This window comes from Pedobacter ginsengisoli, assembly GCF_030244015.1.
GTDB classification, from domain to species: Bacteria; Bacteroidota; Bacteroidia; order Sphingobacteriales; family Sphingobacteriaceae; genus Pedobacter; species Pedobacter ginsengisoli.
Genome location: NZ_JASSYX010000001.1, coordinates 420,990 through 439,211 on the forward strand (window position 1 = coordinate 420,990; position 18,222 = coordinate 439,211).

The 18,222-nt window shown below is 45.2% G+C and carries 13 protein-coding genes; 6 read left to right on the forward strand and 7 right to left on the reverse strand.

The window, feature by feature from the left end; all coding sequences use genetic code 11:
• The first annotated feature begins 9 nt into the window (after positions 1 to 9).
• The 6 genes from QEP08_RS01765 to QEP08_RS01790 all read left to right on the forward strand — a co-directional run bounded on the left by QEP08_RS01765 (position 10) and on the right by QEP08_RS01790 (position 12,037).
• Positions 10 to 5,862: an alpha-2-macroglobulin family protein gene (locus tag QEP08_RS01765; protein ID WP_285055064.1), complete on the forward strand. Its 5,853-nt coding sequence runs from the start codon at positions 10 to 12 to the stop codon at positions 5,860 to 5,862.
• Between the two features lie 43 nt (positions 5,863 to 5,905).
• Positions 5,906 to 7,201, forward strand: coding sequence for a DUF4934 domain-containing protein (locus QEP08_RS01770; RefSeq protein WP_285055066.1), 1,296 nt, complete (start codon positions 5,906 to 5,908; stop codon positions 7,199 to 7,201).
• Between the two features lie 15 nt (positions 7,202 to 7,216).
• Positions 7,217 to 8,461: a DUF4934 domain-containing protein gene (locus tag QEP08_RS01775; RefSeq protein WP_285055068.1), complete on the forward strand. Its 1,245-nt coding sequence runs from the start codon at positions 7,217 to 7,219 to the stop codon at positions 8,459 to 8,461.
• Positions 8,462 to 8,524: 63 nt separating this feature from the next.
• Positions 8,525 to 11,275: an outer membrane beta-barrel protein gene (locus tag QEP08_RS01780; protein ID WP_285055071.1), complete on the forward strand. Its 2,751-nt coding sequence runs from the start codon at positions 8,525 to 8,527 to the stop codon at positions 11,273 to 11,275.
• Positions 11,276 to 11,373: 98 nt separating this feature from the next.
• Positions 11,374 to 11,553, forward strand: coding sequence for a hypothetical protein (locus QEP08_RS01785; protein WP_285055072.1), 180 nt, complete (start codon positions 11,374 to 11,376; stop codon positions 11,551 to 11,553).
• A 4-nt stretch (positions 11,554 to 11,557) separates the two neighbouring features.
• Positions 11,558 to 12,037, forward strand: a complete 480-nt coding sequence (locus QEP08_RS01790) for a hypothetical protein (RefSeq protein WP_285055074.1) — start codon at positions 11,558 to 11,560, stop codon at positions 12,035 to 12,037.
• Between the two features lie 5 nt (positions 12,038 to 12,042).
• Here the strand turns inward: QEP08_RS01790 and QEP08_RS01795 are convergent, their stop codons facing one another.
• The 7 genes from QEP08_RS01795 to hisC form a co-directional block, all read right to left on the reverse strand.
• Positions 12,043 to 12,942 (reverse strand): WD40 repeat domain-containing protein, encoded by a 900-nt coding sequence (locus QEP08_RS01795; protein ID WP_285055076.1) that lies wholly within the window; start codon positions 12,940 to 12,942, stop codon positions 12,043 to 12,045.
• A 17-nt stretch (positions 12,943 to 12,959) separates the two neighbouring features.
• Entirely contained in the window at positions 12,960 to 13,547 is a 588-nt protein-coding gene (hisIE, locus tag QEP08_RS01800; RefSeq protein WP_285055077.1) for a bifunctional phosphoribosyl-AMP cyclohydrolase/phosphoribosyl-ATP diphosphatase HisIE, read from the reverse strand.
• Positions 13,544 to 14,299, reverse strand: a complete 756-nt coding sequence (gene hisF / locus QEP08_RS01805) for an imidazole glycerol phosphate synthase subunit HisF (protein ID WP_285055078.1) — start codon at positions 14,297 to 14,299, stop codon at positions 13,544 to 13,546. Before hisF ends, hisIE begins: the two co-directional genes overlap by 4 nt.
• 27 nt (positions 14,300 to 14,326) lie before the next feature.
• Positions 14,327 to 15,076 carry a 1-(5-phosphoribosyl)-5-[(5-phosphoribosylamino)methylideneamino]imidazole-4-carboxamide isomerase gene (hisA, locus tag QEP08_RS01810; RefSeq protein ID WP_285055080.1) on the reverse strand — a complete coding sequence of 250 codons (750 nt, stop codon included), beginning with the start codon at positions 15,074 to 15,076 and terminating at the stop codon, positions 14,327 to 14,329.
• A 43-nt stretch (positions 15,077 to 15,119) separates the two neighbouring features.
• The gene (hisH, locus tag QEP08_RS01815) at positions 15,120 to 15,707 is read right to left on the reverse strand and encodes an imidazole glycerol phosphate synthase subunit HisH (protein WP_285055082.1); all 588 of its coding nucleotides are present in this window, start codon (positions 15,705 to 15,707) and stop codon (positions 15,120 to 15,122) included.
• A gap of 123 nt (positions 15,708 to 15,830) precedes the next feature.
• The gene (gene hisB, locus QEP08_RS01820; protein ID WP_285055083.1) at positions 15,831 to 16,964 is read right to left on the reverse strand and encodes a bifunctional histidinol-phosphatase/imidazoleglycerol-phosphate dehydratase HisB; all 1,134 of its coding nucleotides are present in this window, start codon (positions 16,962 to 16,964) and stop codon (positions 15,831 to 15,833) included.
• 116 nt (positions 16,965 to 17,080) lie between these two features.
• Positions 17,081 to 18,142 (reverse strand): histidinol-phosphate transaminase, encoded by a 1,062-nt coding sequence (gene hisC, locus QEP08_RS01825; protein WP_285055085.1) that lies wholly within the window; start codon positions 18,140 to 18,142, stop codon positions 17,081 to 17,083.
• Between the last annotated feature and the right edge of the window lie 80 nt (positions 18,143 to 18,222).

Sequence of the window (18,222 nt, forward strand, 5' to 3'; positions counted from 1 at the left end):
CGATACTAAATGAATAAAATTATACGCTTAATTCTGTTACTGGTTGTTGTTTCAGGATCTGTTGTTGCACAAAAGAAACTAACCCTGGCCAGAACCTCCGGATATTATACCTATATCTATAAATTAAGCGATCAGGAAGCCTATTCCGTTGCATTCGGCGGAACCAAAATAATTAATGACAGCTTTATGCATACTTCGGTAGATTCTTTTTTGACTACCGGATTTCCTTCCCGTAAAAAGCTGCCTCATGGCAATTACCTGTATGTCCGGCCAAACGGTAACCAACTCGAATATGAGGTCGTTCCTGTGGCCAATACCTATGTGCATTTTACCAATAATGGGAAGGACTTCAGATGTGTCATTACCGATTCTTCGGGCAAACAGATCCGGGATGCGGAAGTGACCATCGGTAAAAGCAAGAAGGTAGCTTTCGATAAGTCCAGCAATTTTTACGTAGCACCCTATTCTTCAAAGCAGACTGTGGTCACTGTAAAATACCAGGGCATCAGCAATTATTTCATGTACAATATAGCCCCTGAAAAGAGACCAAAGAAGAAGCTGTCGTTTTTCCGGAAGATGTTCGCTAAAAAACCCTACTACCCGGAACGCGACAAAGCAAGGGAAAAACAGGAAAAATACCGGAAAAGGTATAAAGGTTATATGGTTTTCAGCCAGCCAAAATATAAGCCGCTCGATACAGTCAGGTTTAAGGCCTACCTGCTCAACACAAAAGGTGCAGCACTCCACCACAAAAAGATGCGGGTCAAGCTCGCTGGTGCCTACGCCAATGATGGATACAAAAGTATAATACTGGATACCATTGATGCTTACCACGAAGGCGGTTATGAATATCGGTTTGCCCTGTCAGACAGCCTCAAACTCAGATTGGATGCCGCCTACAGCATTACGCTCGAAGAAAAGATCGGTGCAGACTGGATAGCTGCTATCAGCAATAATTTCTCGTATGAAGACTATGAATTAAAGTCTGTTAATTTTTCCGCACGATTGGAGAAAAAAGGGCACAAAAGAGGAGATCCGCTCGTTCTGTTTTTGAAGGCAGTCGACGAAAACGAACTTGCTGTACCCGATGGGAAAGTGAGTATATGGTTAAAAACCAGTTATATAGACCGGTATCATAGTGCCAGTGTTTTTGTGAAAGACACATTATGGACGAGCACGGTCGTGATGGATCCGGTTGGTGAAACCAAAGTCGTCATCCCCGACAGCATATTTCCAAAAGCAGATCTAAATCTGAACCTGGATTTCCGCTTTTCCAACAGCAATAACGAAACACGGAGCCAATACTTATATCTCCAGCACATGGAAGACAACCGTTCCATTTCCTGGAAATTTAAAAATGACAGTCTTCATTTTGACTACCAGGTAGCAGGTAAACCGGTAAAACAGAAAGCCACCATTTATACCGTCCTGTCCGGGAATGATCAGCAGTCCTATACAGATTCTGTAATGGTGGAGCTGCCGGCAGTGATTAAACGTGACCCCATGGCCTTTAACTATGACCTCAAAACGGCCGATGGCTATAAACAAACAGTAGAATTGAACAGTATAGAATCAAATCTTGCTGCATCAGCTATACATAGCAAAGATTCGCTGCGGGTTAGTGTAAGCAACCCGCACCATATTCCATTTTGGTACACCGTATTTTCCGGAAACAATGTGATGTTCCAGGGATATACCACTACCCTGGATACGGTACTCAGACACCGTGCAAACGACGCAGCTCATGTACTGATCCACTACCTCTGGGCCGGACAATTGCACTCACGGGAAACCAGCGCAGCCTATTTTGCCAAACAGCTCAATGTTGCCCTGCTCAGCCCCGAGCTGGTCTACCCGGGACAGACCGTAAAAATGCAGGTTAAAGTCACCGACGCAGAAGACAGGCCGGTGCCGGCAACTGACGTTACTGCATTTGCTTATACCTCAAAATTCGGAAATCAGGGCAGTATCACACTACCGGATTTTAACCGACCCTTCTTTGGCCGAAAGCTCAAGCCCCGGCTGCCCAATAAAAACCTGGCGGAACAGTCCGGACAAATGCAGCTAAACTGGAACAAATGGGGACGTTCGCTCCATTTGGATACCATGGAATACTATAAATTTACACAGACCAGGGATCTGTATAAAATCGAGGAAAAAACGGTGGTTCAGGCCCCTGTGATCTCACCTTTTGTCGTCAAAAATGGAGCCATAGAGCCGCTCCATATCGTTTACATTGATGGAATACCGGTATATTTCAGCCAGGCACAGCAGCTCAGGCGCTATGCGTTTACGATGACTCCGGGCTATCACTACATCAAAATGCGTACGGCTACACAGCTGGTCACTCTGGAAGGGCTGGAATTCGCACCAAATCGTAAAACCATTCTCAGCGTTGCTGCAGACTCCTCCAATAAAAAAGTCACCATTCAGGTAATGCCATCCGAACTGACACCCGATGAAGCTGCGGAGCTTGACAAATATATGATCCGGATTGCCGATAATCTTGAAGGCGAAAAAACTATCCTGAAAGGCTTAGGACAGGATATCCTGGTCAATCCACCACCATATGGCGGCCGAAATAGGGAAATACTCGTTGGCCCGCTCCGGGAGAACTTTCTGTTCCTCCATTCAGACTTGATGGACCATTCCTTTTTCAAGGAGCCTGGATATACCTATACTTTTCGGCCTCAGCTGCTTAAACAGAAATCATTTTCAACCAAATACGCCTTTAATCCAGATCTTCGCGCTGCGCCGGGAAATACAGGTTATGCGGACTACCCGCTTCAAAGCGGAGAAATAGACAGCATCTGGAACGAATACCTGAACCTCAGGAGCCATACAACCAATTTGTTCGGGCCAAACTATGGTTCCTGCCGTCTGTATATGAGGATAGATCCTGCGGTAACGATAGACATGCCTTATGTTAAAAACATCATTATATACAATCCAGAGGAACCCGATTATGTGCAGATCTACCCCGGACAAAATCAAAATATTCAGGTACCGAAAGGGACCTACTGTGCCATATACCTTTTGAAGGATAACAGTTATTTTATCAAAGAAGAGATTTCCGTTATGCCTTACGGATACAACTATTATTTTTGGAAAGCAGTAAAGTTGCAGTCTGCAGATAGCCTGTCAACTGCCATTGACGCCAGGATCAAATCTTTATCGCAGTATTTTGCTGCGGCACAAACTGCAAAAGTGAAAGATGAAGTGGTCGAGCTCATCAACGAGAAACAGTTTGATCCAAAATATTTTAAGAAAAAAATAAACGGAACCGTCCTCGACCATAATACAGGCGACCCGCTTCGCGGAGTAACGGTCAGGATGAAAGGATTGAAATATGAACTGGCAGTCACGGACAATAAAGGACATTATACGGCAAAGACGCCGGAAAGAGGCACGCTGGTATTTTCAATGAATGGCTATGATGACATTCAGATCAGCCTTGTTGACCTCAAGGGTCGCATCGAAATGATGAAATCCACAAAAACCACACTCAACGAAGTGGTGATCAGGGGATATCAGAAAAGATCGCGTGAGCAAACGACCGGTTCCTCGTTTATAGTGGCTGGAAAAGAAGTGCCCAATGTTCCACTCACTCCGGGAATGCCAGGATTAAGAGGCTCAGTCAACATCAGGGGACTAAACACAGGAAGCGGCGCCGTCAAAGGAGCCCCTTTAGTCTTTCTGGATGGCTTGCCTTTCCCTGGAGATATCAATTCACTGGACCAGGAAAATATTGCAGATATCAGCATCTTAAAAGATGCCGACGCCACAGCCATCTATGGTGTCAGGGGCGCTAATGGTGTCATCCTCATCAAAAGTAAAAAAGTCAACCCGCAAACCGGTGCTGACGGAGCTCCGGTCAACGCGCAGCAGAGCATGCGCAGGAACTTTTCAGACTATGCCATCTGGCAGCCCAGGTTACTCACAGATGCCGACGGAAAAGCATCCTTTAGCGTGAAGTTTCCGGACGACATCACCAGTTGGAACACCAGGACTATCGCTATGAACGGGCGCGGGCAGACAGGGCAGAGTCAAATGACCATCAAGTCCTTCAAATCATTGAGCGCAAACTTTGTCAGCCCGCTATTTGCCGTCGAGGGCGACCAGATCTCCGTCATCGGAAAGCTGATGAACTATACCAATATGGAAGAAAGCGCCATCAGGAAACTATCCTACAATGGAAAAGAGCTTTTGAACTCTGAAATCAAATATAAGAATGCCCATATTGATACGGTCAGCATTGCGGCCAAAGCCCTTGCCGGCGCAGCGCCCGACAGCCTGGATTTTGAATACACGATGACACAGGCCAATGGTTATTTTGACGGCGAGCAGCGCAAGATCCCCTTAATGCCAATAGGCGTAAAGGAAACCAAGGGATACTTCGATGTGCTTTCCGGCGATACCAGCAGCAATTATAACTTCGACGCGGCTTTAGGCAAAGTGACTGTCAATGCCGAAGCATCTGTCTTCCCCGTACTGCTCAGTGAAATTGAGAAGCTGCGCAACTATGAATACCTGTGCAATGAACAGCTGGCTTCCAAACTCAAAGCCATCCTGCTGGAGAAAAAAATCAAAACCTATCTGGACGAACCATTTAAAGGAGAAAAAAACATTAAAGAATTGCTCAGCAAACTGGGAAATAACAAACGTCCGGAAGGAACCTGGGGTTGGTGGCAGGGTAGTGGTGAGGAAATGTGGATCAGCCTCCATGTGGTAGAAGCCTTGTTACAGGCCGAGCAAAGCGGCTATACCACGTCCCTCAACAAAGACCAGCTGTACCGGCATCTGCTTGGAAAGCTGGCAGAAGGCACCAGATTCAATCAATTGTACCTGATCAAGCTCCTGCACACACTCGATAGTAAATACTACATCAAAGACTGGATTGAAGCGGTAGAAGAGCAAGCGGAACAAGCAGCAGCACTCAGGCAGAAAGAAAGAAAGATAAATCCGCGCATTCCCGAGTACCGCCCGCCACTTTATGAGAAGTTACAGCTGATGTCGCTGAGACAAAAAGCCGGTATACCAATCGATATCCAGTGGTTGCTGAAGCAAAAGAAAACCACCATGTTTGGCAATGTGTACTGGGGTGAGGCCAATAGCTACTTCTGGGACAACAGCATACAAAATACGCTGCTGGCTTACCAGATCCTTAAAACAAATGGCGGCTATCGGACAGCACTTGATAAAATTGCACGGTATTTCCTGGAACAACGTAAAGACGGGCAATGGCGCAATACTTACGAATCCTCGCTGATCCTGGAAACCATTCTGCCGGAACTAATTACAGAAGGGAAGAAACCTGAGCCACCAAACCTGGTGCTCAATAAAACAGAAGTGATCAAAACTTTTCCATTTAGCAAGGTCATAGAGCCCGGCAAGCTCAGCGTAGATAAAAGAGGCAATGCTCCGGTCTATTTTACAGCCTACCAGCAATTCCACAATTCCAATCCGGAGAAAGTGAGCAAAGACTTTACTGTCAAATCTGCATTTCTCCAAAACAACAATGAAGTGAAAAGCCTCAAAGGGGGGACAACTGCTATTTTGAAAGTAGATGTAGAAGTCCGTGCCGACGCAGACTACGTCATGATAGAAATTCCCATCCCGGCGGGTTGTTCTTATGAAAACAAACCGCAGAGCTACTGGGGAGTAGAAACGCACCGGGAATATTTTAAACACAAAACTTCGATATTTTGCACGAAGCTGAAACAAGGGAAATACACATTTACAGTGCAGCTGACGCCAAGGTATTCGGGAGTTTATAACCTCAATCCGGCCAAAGCAGAAATGATGTATTTTCCAGTGTTTTATGGGAGGGAGGGGATGAAGAAGGTTAAAATCGGGCCGTAGATATATCGGAATTTTTATTAATATTGCATTAAACCAAATGTTCATGCGCTCACATTTCATCCCTAAGCTATTTTTAGCTACTCTTTTCCTGTCCATTTTTGCTATTGAAGCCAACGCCCAGAAAGTTATCCCCACAGACACTTCTAAAACCATAGAACTGCGTGTAGATCCTGCCAATGCCATGGGTGGCAATGCTTCTGAAATATTTGAAAGTGTCAGTTATATTCCGCTGGAAACCACAAAGGAAAGCACCTTTGGTCGGATAGAGCAGCTTGAAGTGACCGAAGACCGGTTTATTATCCTGGATGAGAATACCAATTGCATTCTCCTGTTTAAAAAGGATGGTAAGTTTGTCGCCAAAATCAAAGGCGGAGACAAGAAATTCCCGGGCTCGCCCATGTTCGATTTTAGTGTCCGTATCTATGATTTTAAAGTCAACAGGTGGACAAAGGAAATTATGTTTACCAGCGTAGACACAAAAACGCATATCTGGACCTATCATTTTTACGATTTCGACGGGAAAAAAGTCAGGGATATAGTGCGTGGCTCCAAAGACCCTCAGTTTGATGATGGGATGTTTATTGGCAAAGACCTCCTGGTTACAGCCAGCAACTTAAATGATAACAAAGAGGATGGGGTGGGTACCAGGCATCAGGTGGAATATATCCGGGACCTGAAGGAAATCAGGTACCGCGGTTTCCCTTACCAGGTAAAAGGACTGGAGGTCGATGGGGATATCATGGGCGTAGCCAGCGGTCCGCTTTTTTATTATGGAAATGATACAGCAGTCTTCTATACAAAGCACCACGACTATAACATTTTCAGGCTGACGCCGCATACCATCCAGCGGGCCTACAAATTGATATTGCCTATGATCAATGTGCTGCCCTCAGACATCATCACCAACAGCAATTACAAAGACAAGCGGATGAAGTACCTCCAGGAACATCCTGATGCAATCTACGGGTTGGGCAATTGCTTTCTGACAGGCAACAACCTCACTTTTAAAGCCACCAGTTCAATGGGCCAATCTAAACTGTCAACCATCATTTACAACCTTAAATCCGGGTCAGCCATCGGGCTTGGCCACATTACCACAGATGAGCTTTCTTACTTTCTGCCCGTAGCAGATGACCGGATGTATAGTTATACAGGTTTCGTGGCCAGCGACGGCAAAAATTTGTATTCTTCATTTTCATCTATCACGATGTTCCAGGAACATGAGGCCAACCAGAACAAGGGAATTAAATATAACCAGGTTTTAAATGATTATTTCAACAAAGGAAAGAAAGAAGACAATCCTGTTCTTGTGCAGATCAAAGTAAAGGACGATCTTTGAAAATAGAGTTAAATCATGAAAAAAACGCTGCTCATTACCATTTTTCTGCTGTCGCTCTCTGTGGCATTAAAGGCACAGCGAATCATTCCGGTCGATACGATCAACGTTAAAACATTAAGGATAGACCCCGGAAACGCCTATGGGGCCTCAGCTTCAGAAGCATTCGAATCTGCAACTTACATCCCACTGGAAACCACCAAAGAAAGTACCTTCGGAAAGATAGATAAGCTCGAAGTTACAGAAGATCACCTTATTATATTTGATGAAAACACCAATGCCATACTGTTCTTTGACAGACAGGGGAAATTTCAGCATAAGATATCCGGGGGCAATAACAAGACTATGGACAACAATGACCGGATCGCTACCTTCAATGTCAACAGAAAAGCAAAAGAAGTAGTTTTCCTTCAAATGAGAAGCCGGATCTGGACGCAAATGGTTTTCGGTTTCAATGGAATTAAAAAAAGACAGGTGTCTGTAAAAGATGATGATGCTTTGCTAAATAATGCCGTATTCCTAACCGCGGACCTGGCAGCGTCTTCTATGGGCTATGATGATGACCAGAAAGAGCGGGTCAAAACACGGTTTCTTCTCCATTACGTAAAAGGCTTTAAAACCGCGACTTCAAAAGCATTTCCTTACAAAGTGCCTAGACTTAAAATACGGGATGACTATTTTGATGGAGGTTCAGGACTTTCTGAAACAGGACTGGATACAGCGGCTTTATTTACCATTTCCAATGATTACCGGATATTCAAGGTGGGTCCCTCAAGAATACAGCAGCTCTATTCGTTGATTTTTCCGTTGATCAACGCTGTTCCAAAAAACTTCCTGACAGACTCCAGTTACAATGGCAAGAGACGTAAGATGTTCAACGACAACCCGAAGCTGATCTACTCCATTAGCAATTGCCAGCAAACCGGTCCAAACCTGCTTTTTCATACAGGCAACCTGTATCCCCAAAACCTGATCTGCAATATCAATTCGGGTACAGTAATCGACTTCGATCACATCCTTACCGATGAACTGACCTGTTTCCTGCCGGTAAACAAAGGCAAATACTACCATACATTTCCCCTGGCCGCCTGCGACGGCAAATTTATATATACCAGTTTCTCCTCGCTGCAAATGTTTGATGCGCACAAAGAAAATTCCGGCAAAGGGGTCAAATACAGCCCAGCACTGGAAAATTATTTTAGCAAAGGTAGTAAGACGGATAATCCGGTAATCCTGCAGATCAAACTTAAAGACAATCTCTAGTCCCGGAATATGTTCAGTGCGCTAAAAATTTTCCTTTTTTCTCTTGTCTTGTGCACGTTTTTTATGTCAGCCTCTGCCCAAAAAAAGGATTCTGCGAATGTCGGATCGCTTGAAGGAATTGTTAAAGATTCTGTTCACAACTATGTGCTGCGGTCCGCTACACTCTCAGTTTACAAGGATGATACAAAACTGATCGGCTACCAGCTGACCAGCAACTTTGGAAAATTCCAGTTTAAAACACTTCCTGTAAATACCAAATTGAGCCTGTTGATGAGCTACGTCGGTTATAAAACATACAAAAAAGATTTTATCATCCCGGCTGATACTAAAAAACTCGACCTCAAGACCCTGATCGCAGAGCGGGCGGAGAACAATCTGGACGAAGTAATGATCGTAGCCAAGCCACCGGTCGAAATGAAAGGGGATACCCTGGTATTCAATGCAGATGCCTTTCAGGTAGACAGCAATGCGACAGTTGAAGACCTGATGCGCAAGCTTACCGGTGTAACTGTATGGAGCGACGGGCTGATTACCGTAAACGGAAAGAAGATCAGCAAGCTGTTTGTCGAAGGTAAACCATTTTTTGGCGGTGACCCCAAAATAGCACTGCAGAACCTGCCCAAGAATGTAGTAGATAAAGTCCAGGTTTATGAGGATAAAGACAGCCCGGACAAACTCAATCCTGAGGTGAACATGAACATCGTCTTGAAAAAGGACAAGAAGAGTGGTTTGTTTGGCAAGATCGGGGCAGGATATGGTACCGATCACCGATATGCAGCAGATGGGATGCTGAGCGGCTATACCCCGAAAACTCAGGTAAGCATCATTGGTACACGCAATAATGTCAACAAGACGGCTAACAGTGTCCAGTCGCTGATGGGATACAGCTCCTACAAAGGCGAAGGCACAAACTATGATTACCAGTCTGACTTTGGCCGACGCGGGCTCAACGTATTTACTTCTGCCGGCTTTACAATGGCACATGAATTCAGCAAACCGGACCGGTTAAATGCCGATTACTTCTTTTCCCGTTCCAAACAGGAAGAACTGGAGCAGGTCCGGACTGTAGAAAGTCTGAACGGGGGCAATCAACTGGAAAAAAACGCAACCGGAACGGCAAACTCAAGCCAGAACAATCACAGGCTGGGGTCGCGTTACAGTCATTCTTCTGAAAGCTGGGAGCTGGATGCGAATTACGATATGAATACAGGCAACAACAGCAGCGTCAATACACAGCTGAGTGATGTGCTGAACGTGGCCACAGGGGCGACCAGCAGAAATGCTTCCAGGCAGGAAAATACCGGCGATCAGAGAACCATTGACCTTGGTCTGAAATTTAAAAATAAGAATGCCTACTACTCAAATTCTGCTGATAAATCCGCGCCCTTTGATGCCAGCTATGCCTATAAAAACAATAACGGTACCAACAGCAGCAAAAGGACTACAGATTTTACTGCTTCAGATCCATCGCAAAACCAGTATTATAACAGGCGGTATGAAACCGAATATAAGAACTCAGCGCATAAGATCAGCTTTACCATGCCCGGTATTCAGCCCCGTGATCTGGCTTACCTGGGTATCAACATGTACCTGGAAAATACCGTAGACATTAGCAATAATACTGAAGCCGCCAAGGTAGGAGACCTGAGCAGTACCGGACAGTATGTTGCCAATGATTACCTGACTAATAGAACCCAATACAATACCGTCAGTGAAAAACCTGCCATCGGCATTTCCAGGACCTATAGAAATTATTTGAGCAACCGTTACGAAAAAAGCTTCAGCATTAACCTGCTTTCAGCCGCTGAGGTTTTTTACCAGGAGAGCGTTTCCGGTAAACTGTTCCAGCAGTTCAACGAATCTTATTTCCGGTTTTTGCCGAGTGCAAGTTTGCGCTACACCCATCAAAAGCACGGCGACTTTTACAGGGTTCACAGCCTTAGCTACAATACATCTGCTATTTACCCTAATTTATACCAGCTGGCCCCGCTTACCGATAGCTCAAACGTCAGTTTTTTGCATTTCGGGAATCCCGGTCTTAAACCGTCCTACAGACAGGAACTATCGCTGAGATTTGAACACAGCAACTATGCCGCTGGAGGTTCGGATATGCTTAGCTTTAACATCAATGCAGGTAAGGTCAGCAAATTTATTGGTGACAGCAGCAGTTACGATGCGCTGGGCCGCCGGGTCCATTTCAATGTTAACCTGGAGGGCTATGAATTTGCAGGTTACAATGTCAATTGGCAGAAAGCATTTAAGATGAAGGAAAACCAGTTGCAGGTGTATTTCAACAGTGCTCTGAATTATGCCCGGACGCCTGCTGTGATCAACGGTGATGCAGTACTTCAAAACAACCTGAACACTTATAACTGGCTCTCCCTGGCCTATACTTTCAAATCCAGGGTGACCATCTCCGGATCACAATCTTTAAACACCGGTATCACCAGGCAGGACGGTGAGGTCAATTACAGCTATAAAAATTATACGACAACAGCAGGGACGAGCATCGTATGGCCTAAAGGGCTGAACTGGAATACCAATATCAAGTTCAACCGGAGCACATCCATCTATTCAGACCCTGTCAATTTTGCCATCTGGAATGCCAGCGTTGCCTACAGGTTTCTCAAAAAAGAAAATGCCGAAGTCAAGTTTTCAGCCCTGGATCTGCTGGGACAAAATAAAAGCATCATCAACTATGGGTACAACAACAGTATTTCCACAGGTACAGTCAACGTATTGCAGCAGTATTTCATGTTTACGCTGGCTTATTATCCAAGATTGTTTGGCAGCACGGAGTCCAAAAAGAAGTAAGAGTCAATAAAGGGTGACTTACAAACCTGATAAAATAAATAAGCCCGCTTTTGTTGCGGGCTTATTTTTTGAGTAAATTTGTACAGATGCAAAATCCAATGAAGAAGGAAGATAAAAATATGGTCAATGAGCCTTCGGAAGTTTATTTAACAAATTCCCCGGAAGCAGAGCGCCTCAAAAAAGATGTGTTCAGGCCTGATATGGAGAAATTACAGCTATTTACCAAAATGCTGCGGACGAATGCGCTCCTGAAGAAAGCCATAATTACTCATAAGTAATTTTATGGACATTTTAGATGAAGGTTTGCTTCGGTTCTGGAAATCATTAAATGATCATGACGTTAAATACATCATGGTTGGGGGATTTGCAACTCGTTTTCATGGCTTTAACCGCAGTACCGACGATTTGGATATTTGGCTTTATGATACTCTAGACAATCGTAAGCAACTTAGGTTAGCTTTTAGGGAGCTTGGTTACGGCGATTTTCAATCATTTGAAACGATGCAGTTTGTACCAGGCTGGACCAGTTTTTACGTCGAGAACGCCATCGAACTTGATATTATGACATCAATGAAAGGGATAGAAGACCTTTCGTTTTTAGAATGCCTGGAAATTGCTTCTGTTGCGGATCTAGAAGGAATAATTGTTCCCTTTCTAAATATCAACCAGCTGATAGATAATAAAAAAGCAGTCAACCGCCCAAAAGATCAAATTGACGTAATTGCTTTAGAGAAAATCAGAGCGCTAAGAGAAAACTCCTGAGAATACTAAGGATCAAACCTCCACACCATCACCTGCCGGTCGTCACCTGTAGAGATCAGATACTTCCCGTCAGCACTCCAGATCAGCTTATTGATCGAATGAAAATGCCCTTCCGTATTCTTTTCCAGACTCAGAATCTTGTAGAGCTTGAAGTCATTACTGCCCCATAGCTTAATGCCCTTGTCCTGACTGCAGGTCGCAAAGAAAGGCTGCGTAGGGTGGTAGGCAACTGCATATACACTAAACATGTGCGCAGCGATGTTATTGGCCAGTTCATAGTCCGGCAGACCCCAGACCTTCAATTGTGCATCACGTCCGCCAGAGATCAAATACCTTCCGTCCGGTGAATACTGCAAAGCAGTTACCGGCATTTTATGACTGCGCAGTTCCCTTACCAGGCCGTAGTCAGCAGAATTGTAAATCCGTACCACACTGTCCTTGCTTCCGAGAGCGACTTCACGCTCATTCACGCTGATCGCTATAGTACGCACAGTATCATTGATGACCGGAAAGCTATAGAGCATTGTATAATCATTTAAAGACCATACCGCCACCATACCATCCTCACCAGTACTGATCAATTCCTGCTTCGAAGGAATGGTCTTCACATCAAAAACCGCTTTTTTATGGAAATTGAGGGTAGCAACAACCTTTGCAGCAAGAATATCAAACACCAGGATCAGTCCGCTTCTTTGGGCAATAAACAACAAGTTCCCAAAACAGTGCAATGCATACACCGAGCTTTGCACCGGTGCCAGCACCTTGACAAAAGCCATTGTCTCCAGCGACCATTCCACTACGCCCTTATCATTGCCCGCGCTGTAAAACCCCTTGCCGTCGGCTGTATTTGCCAAGGTATAGATGGGATTCTGGTGACCGCTTAATGTATGGAGGTGCTTCAGCATTTCAAATGAATAAGCTCTTATTTATGCCTTCCCTCCAGGTTCAAACCTATATCCGCAAGGGTTTTGCCCTTCTCTCTCAGGAGAACCAGCAGGTGAAAGATCAGGTCAGAACTCTCGTTCACAAAATCCACATCCGTCTCGGCCAATGCCGCGATCACAGTTTCCACACCTTCTTCGCCCACTTTCTGCGCAATCTTGTTCAGCCCTTTTTCACGGAGCTTGTTCACATAAGAAGCCTCAGAAGGGTTTTCATACCGGTCTTTGATCACTTGCTCCAGTTCAAATATAAAGTTCTGGTTATAGTCGGTTTTAAAGCAACTGCGGGAACCTGTATGACAAGTTGGGCCAACCGGGCTTACCTTGATCAGTAAAGTGTCGTTATCGCAATCAATATGCGTTTCCTTCACAAAGAGAAAATTACCGCTTTCTTCACCCTTGGTCCAAAGGCGGTTTTTTGTCCGTGAGAAGAAAGTAACTTTCCCCTCAGCCTGAGTTTTGTCCCAGGCCTCCTGGTTCATATAACCCAGCATCAAAACCTCCAGGGTTTGTACATCCTGTATGATAACAGGTACCAAACCCTGCGTTTTTTCAAAATCTATAGTCATAACCTTACCGGTATGTTGTGTTTTTTCAATTCATTTTTTAATACAGGGATCGGGATCTCACCAAAGTGAAATACCGAAGCCGCCAATGCCGCATCCACACCCGTCTGTAAAAAGACCTCTGTAAAATGTTCCATCTTGCCCGCACCCCCTGAAGCGATAACAGGAATGTTAATGCTGCGTGCAACCTTATCCAGCAGCAAACAATCAAAACCGTTCTTTGTGCCGTCATGGTCCATAGAGGTCAGCAGGATCTCTCCCGCACCGAGGCTTTCCGCACGCAGGATCCAGTCTTCAGTTTCCAGTTCCGTGATCAGACGGCCGCCGTTCAGGTGTACCATATTACGTCCCTCAACCAGCTTGGTATCGACCGCCACGACTACAAACTGCACCCCAAAGGCCTTAGCCAGTTCTTCAATCAGCGCAGGGTTCCGCACCGCTGCCGAATTGATGCTGATCTTGTCCGCACCTGAATTTAACAGCGCCTCAGCATCAGCAACAGAAGTAATGCCGCCACCTATGGTAAAAGGAATGTTGAGCTGACGGGCTACTGATTTCACCATTTCAATAGTCGTCCCTCTTCTTTCGTGAGTAGCAATGATGTCCAGAAATACCAGCTCATCAGCACCCTGCTGTGCATATTGCCAGGCCAGTTCCACCGGGTCGCCCGCATCCTTTAGATCCACAAAATTTACACCCTTTACTGTTCTGCCATCCTTTACATCCAGGCAGGGGATGATGCGCTTACTTAACATGAGGTCTTCATTCTATTCAGCATCCTGTTACAGCGATGTCATTTGTCGCAGGTTCCATTGTTTGATCTCGTCGATGCTGATCTTGTTCTCATAGATGGCCTTTCCGACCACTACCGATCTGATGTCCAGTTCGGCAAGCTCCTCAATATCCTTCATCGAGCTTACCCCGCCAGAAGCGATCAGCTTGATGAAAGGAGAGTGGTCGAGCAGTTTACGGTACAGGTCAACAGCCGCACCGCCCAGTTTACCATCTTTATTGATATCCGTGCACAGGAACCTGAAAAAGCCCAGCTGCAGACACTTGTCCACATAATCCATGAGTTTTATCGGCGAGCTTTCCATCCATCCGCTGTACTTGATCACCTCATCCAGCACATCGATCGCGATGACAATCCTGTTCGCGTAATCGTATTTTTTGCCGACCTCGGTGCTCAGTTCTTTCAGAAAATCAGGATTGGTGATTGCCTGTGTACCTACAATAACCCGGTGGATGCCCGCATCCAGCAGATCGGTTACCTGCTTAATGGTCCTGATCCCGCCGCCATACTGCACCCGCATGTCTGTTTTCTTGATGATGTCAAAGAGTTCCTTTTGATTGCTAAAATCGCCCTTTGCGCCATTTAAATCGATAATATGTATAAATTCTGTACCATTAGATTTATAAGTATCTATCATATCAGCGATAGAAACATCATAAACCGTTTTCTGGTCGTAGTCACCTTCCCTCAGGCGGACAACTTTACCATCTAATATGTCAATTGCAGGAATTATGTACATCTTGTATTTTAAGTTTAAAACCATCAGCCATTAAGCCGCTGATCTATAAATTTGAAAAATTCTTTAATAAACGCTCTCCGGCGATGCCCGATTTCTCAGGGTGGAACTGCACGCCATAGAAATTATCCTTTTGTACCCCCGCAGAGAATGGCATGCCATAGTCCGCAGTTGCGATGTCAAAAGTAGGGTTATATTCAATAAAGTACGAATGCACAAAGTAAAATTGTGTTAGATTTTCAACACCTTCAAATAACAAATTGTTTTTATGGGCGATATTATTCCATCCCATGTGCGGGATTTTAATCCCCTGATCCTTGTCAAACAACTTCGTACGGACCGGCACAATGTTCATCATGTCTGCATCTCCTTCTTCAGAATGTGCCGTCAGGAGCTGCATGCCTACACAAATCCCGAGCACCGGTTTTTTTAATGCTTTGATCGGTCCGACCAGTCCGGTTTGCTCCAGTTTTTTCATGGCTGCACCTGCGTGCCCCACACCCGGAATGACGATGTGCGTATATTTATCGAGGTCAGCCTCTTCATTGATCATGCCGTAAGGCAATTTCAGCCTGTCCAGAGCTGATGTAAGCGAAAAAATATTACCCGCTCCGTAGTTTACAATTCCAATCATTCGTTTACTTTATTATATCCGTCATTTTTTACACTTCGTCATTGCGAGGAACCGAAGCAATCCAATACTTGTATGGAGATTGCTTCGTCGCGAAAAGCTTCTCGCAATGACGACTGGAGCCAGTTACAATACCCCCTTAGTGCTCGGAAGCACCAGCTTCTCCGCATCCCTTTTTATCGCCATTTTTATCGCCTTGGCAAAAGCCTTAAAGATCGCCTCAATCTTATGATGCTCATTGTCTCCCTCCGCTTTAATGTTCAGATTGCATCTGGCCGCATCACTAAAAGATTTAAAGAAATGATAGAACATTTCTGTAGGCACATCGCCCACCTTTTCACGCTTAAACTCCGCGTCCCAGACAATCCAGGCCCGGCCGCCAAAATCAATAGCCGCCTGCGCCAGGCAGTCATCCATCGGCAGACAGAAGCCATACCTTTCCAGCCCCAGCTTGTTGCCGATTGCCTTCGCAAAAGCCTCACCCAAGGCTATACCTGTATCCTCAATCGTATGGTGCTCATCGATGTGCAGGTCACCATCGGTTTTAATGCGCAGGTCCACACTGCCGTGACGGGCAATCTGGTCCAGCATGTGGTCAAAGAAATTCAGGCCCGTATGGATCTCCGCTTTACCCGTACCATCCAGGTCAATATCAATACTGATCTTAGTCTCGTTGGTGTTGCGCTCATGATGAACCGTACGTGTACCCGCCCTCAGCATGGTATAAATATCCACCCAGTCAGAAGTCTGCAGGACGATATACTCGCTCAGTTCCTCTGCCTTACCTAAGTTTTCAGCAGCACCCAGACCGTCATTGTTGCGCAGCCAGATGGCTTTGGCGCCCAGGTTCTTAGCCAATACCACATCATTCAGCCGGTCGCCAATGACAAAAGAATTTGCAAGGTCATAGTGCTCATTTAAAAAATGCTGCAGCAAACCCGTATTTGGCTTGCGTGTGATGGCATTTTCATGCGCAAAGGTCTTATCAATGATCACCTCACTAAATACTACACCTTCACCGGCAAAAGTATCCATGATGAAATTGTGTACCGGCCAGAAGTTTTCTTCAGGATGGGACTCTGTGCCCAGACCATCCTGATTGGTCACCATCACCAGCGTATAATCCAGTTCGGCAGCGATGCGCGACAAATAATACAGCGCCCTTGGATAAAATTCCAGCTTGGCAAAAGAATCAATCTGCTCATCCTCAGGTTCTTTGATCAGTGTGCCATCCCTGTCTATAAAAAGTACTTTTTTCATTATTTCTATTTTATATCGTCATCTCGGATTTATATCGTCATCTCGAACGAAGAGAGAGATCTCTTGATTGAGCATGAACAAGAGATCTCTCTCTTCGTTCGAGATGACGGTTTATTTTAAATCTTCTTAAGCGCATTAAGCAAAATCTCGTTTTCTTTACCGGTTCCAATCGTAATCCTCAGACAACCCTCACAGAGTGTCACTTTAGACCTGTCCCTGATGATGATCCCCTGATCTACAAGCACATCATAAGTAGCTTTGGCATCAATTACTTCAACCAGTACAAAGTTAGCATCTGAAGGGTAAACTTTCTTCACGATCTCCAGTTCAGCAAGATCTTTGCTGAGCTGCTCCCGGTCTGCGACAGTTATTTTGATCCATTCATTCACCTGCTCAATGTTCTGCAAGGCCTTTAAGGCGATGTCCTGGGTGGCCTGGTTGATGTTGTAAGGCGGTTTTACCTTATTGAAAACATCGATCACAGACCTGGACGCAAAAGCCATACCCAGGCGCAAAGCCGCAAGGCCCCATGCTTTAGAAAACGTCTGCAATACCACCAGATTAGGGTATTCAGTCAGTTCCTGGATAAAGGTCTTCTGCTTCGCATAATTGATGTAAGCCTCATCAATCACCACCAGGCCATTAAAATTGGCCAGTATGGTCTCAATATCCGTACGGATGATCGAATTTCCCGTAGGGTTATTAGGCGAGCAGATGAAGATCAGTTTGGTATTGACGTCAATCGCTTCGGCAATACCCTCCAGGTCCAGCTGGAAGTTTGGAAGCAGGTTGACCTTGCGCGTCTCCACATTGTTGATGCCTGCAGAAACCTCATACATTCCATACGTAGGCGGAAGGATGATCACATTGTCCCGTCCCGGTTCACAAAAAGCGCGGTAAAGCAAGTCTATTGCCTCATCACTGCCGTTGCCCAGAAAAGTGTTTTCAATAGGAACTCCCTTGATCTTGCTGATCGCGTCTTTCAGGTCCAGTTGTAAGGGGTCAGGATAGCGGTTGTAGTTTTGCTGAGCAGCATCCTCCTCATTAAAAAGCGGCGAACCGTAACTGTTTTCATTGGCATCCAGAAATACACTGGCCTGCCCTTTATATTCATCCCTCGCCGTAGAATACGGTTTCAGGTTTTTAATGTTTTCTCTTTGTAATTTATTGATATCCATGTTGTAATGGCTTTGTCGTCATCTCGAGAGCAACGAGAGATCTCTTGATTGGGTATTCTTATTCAAGAGATCTCTCCCAT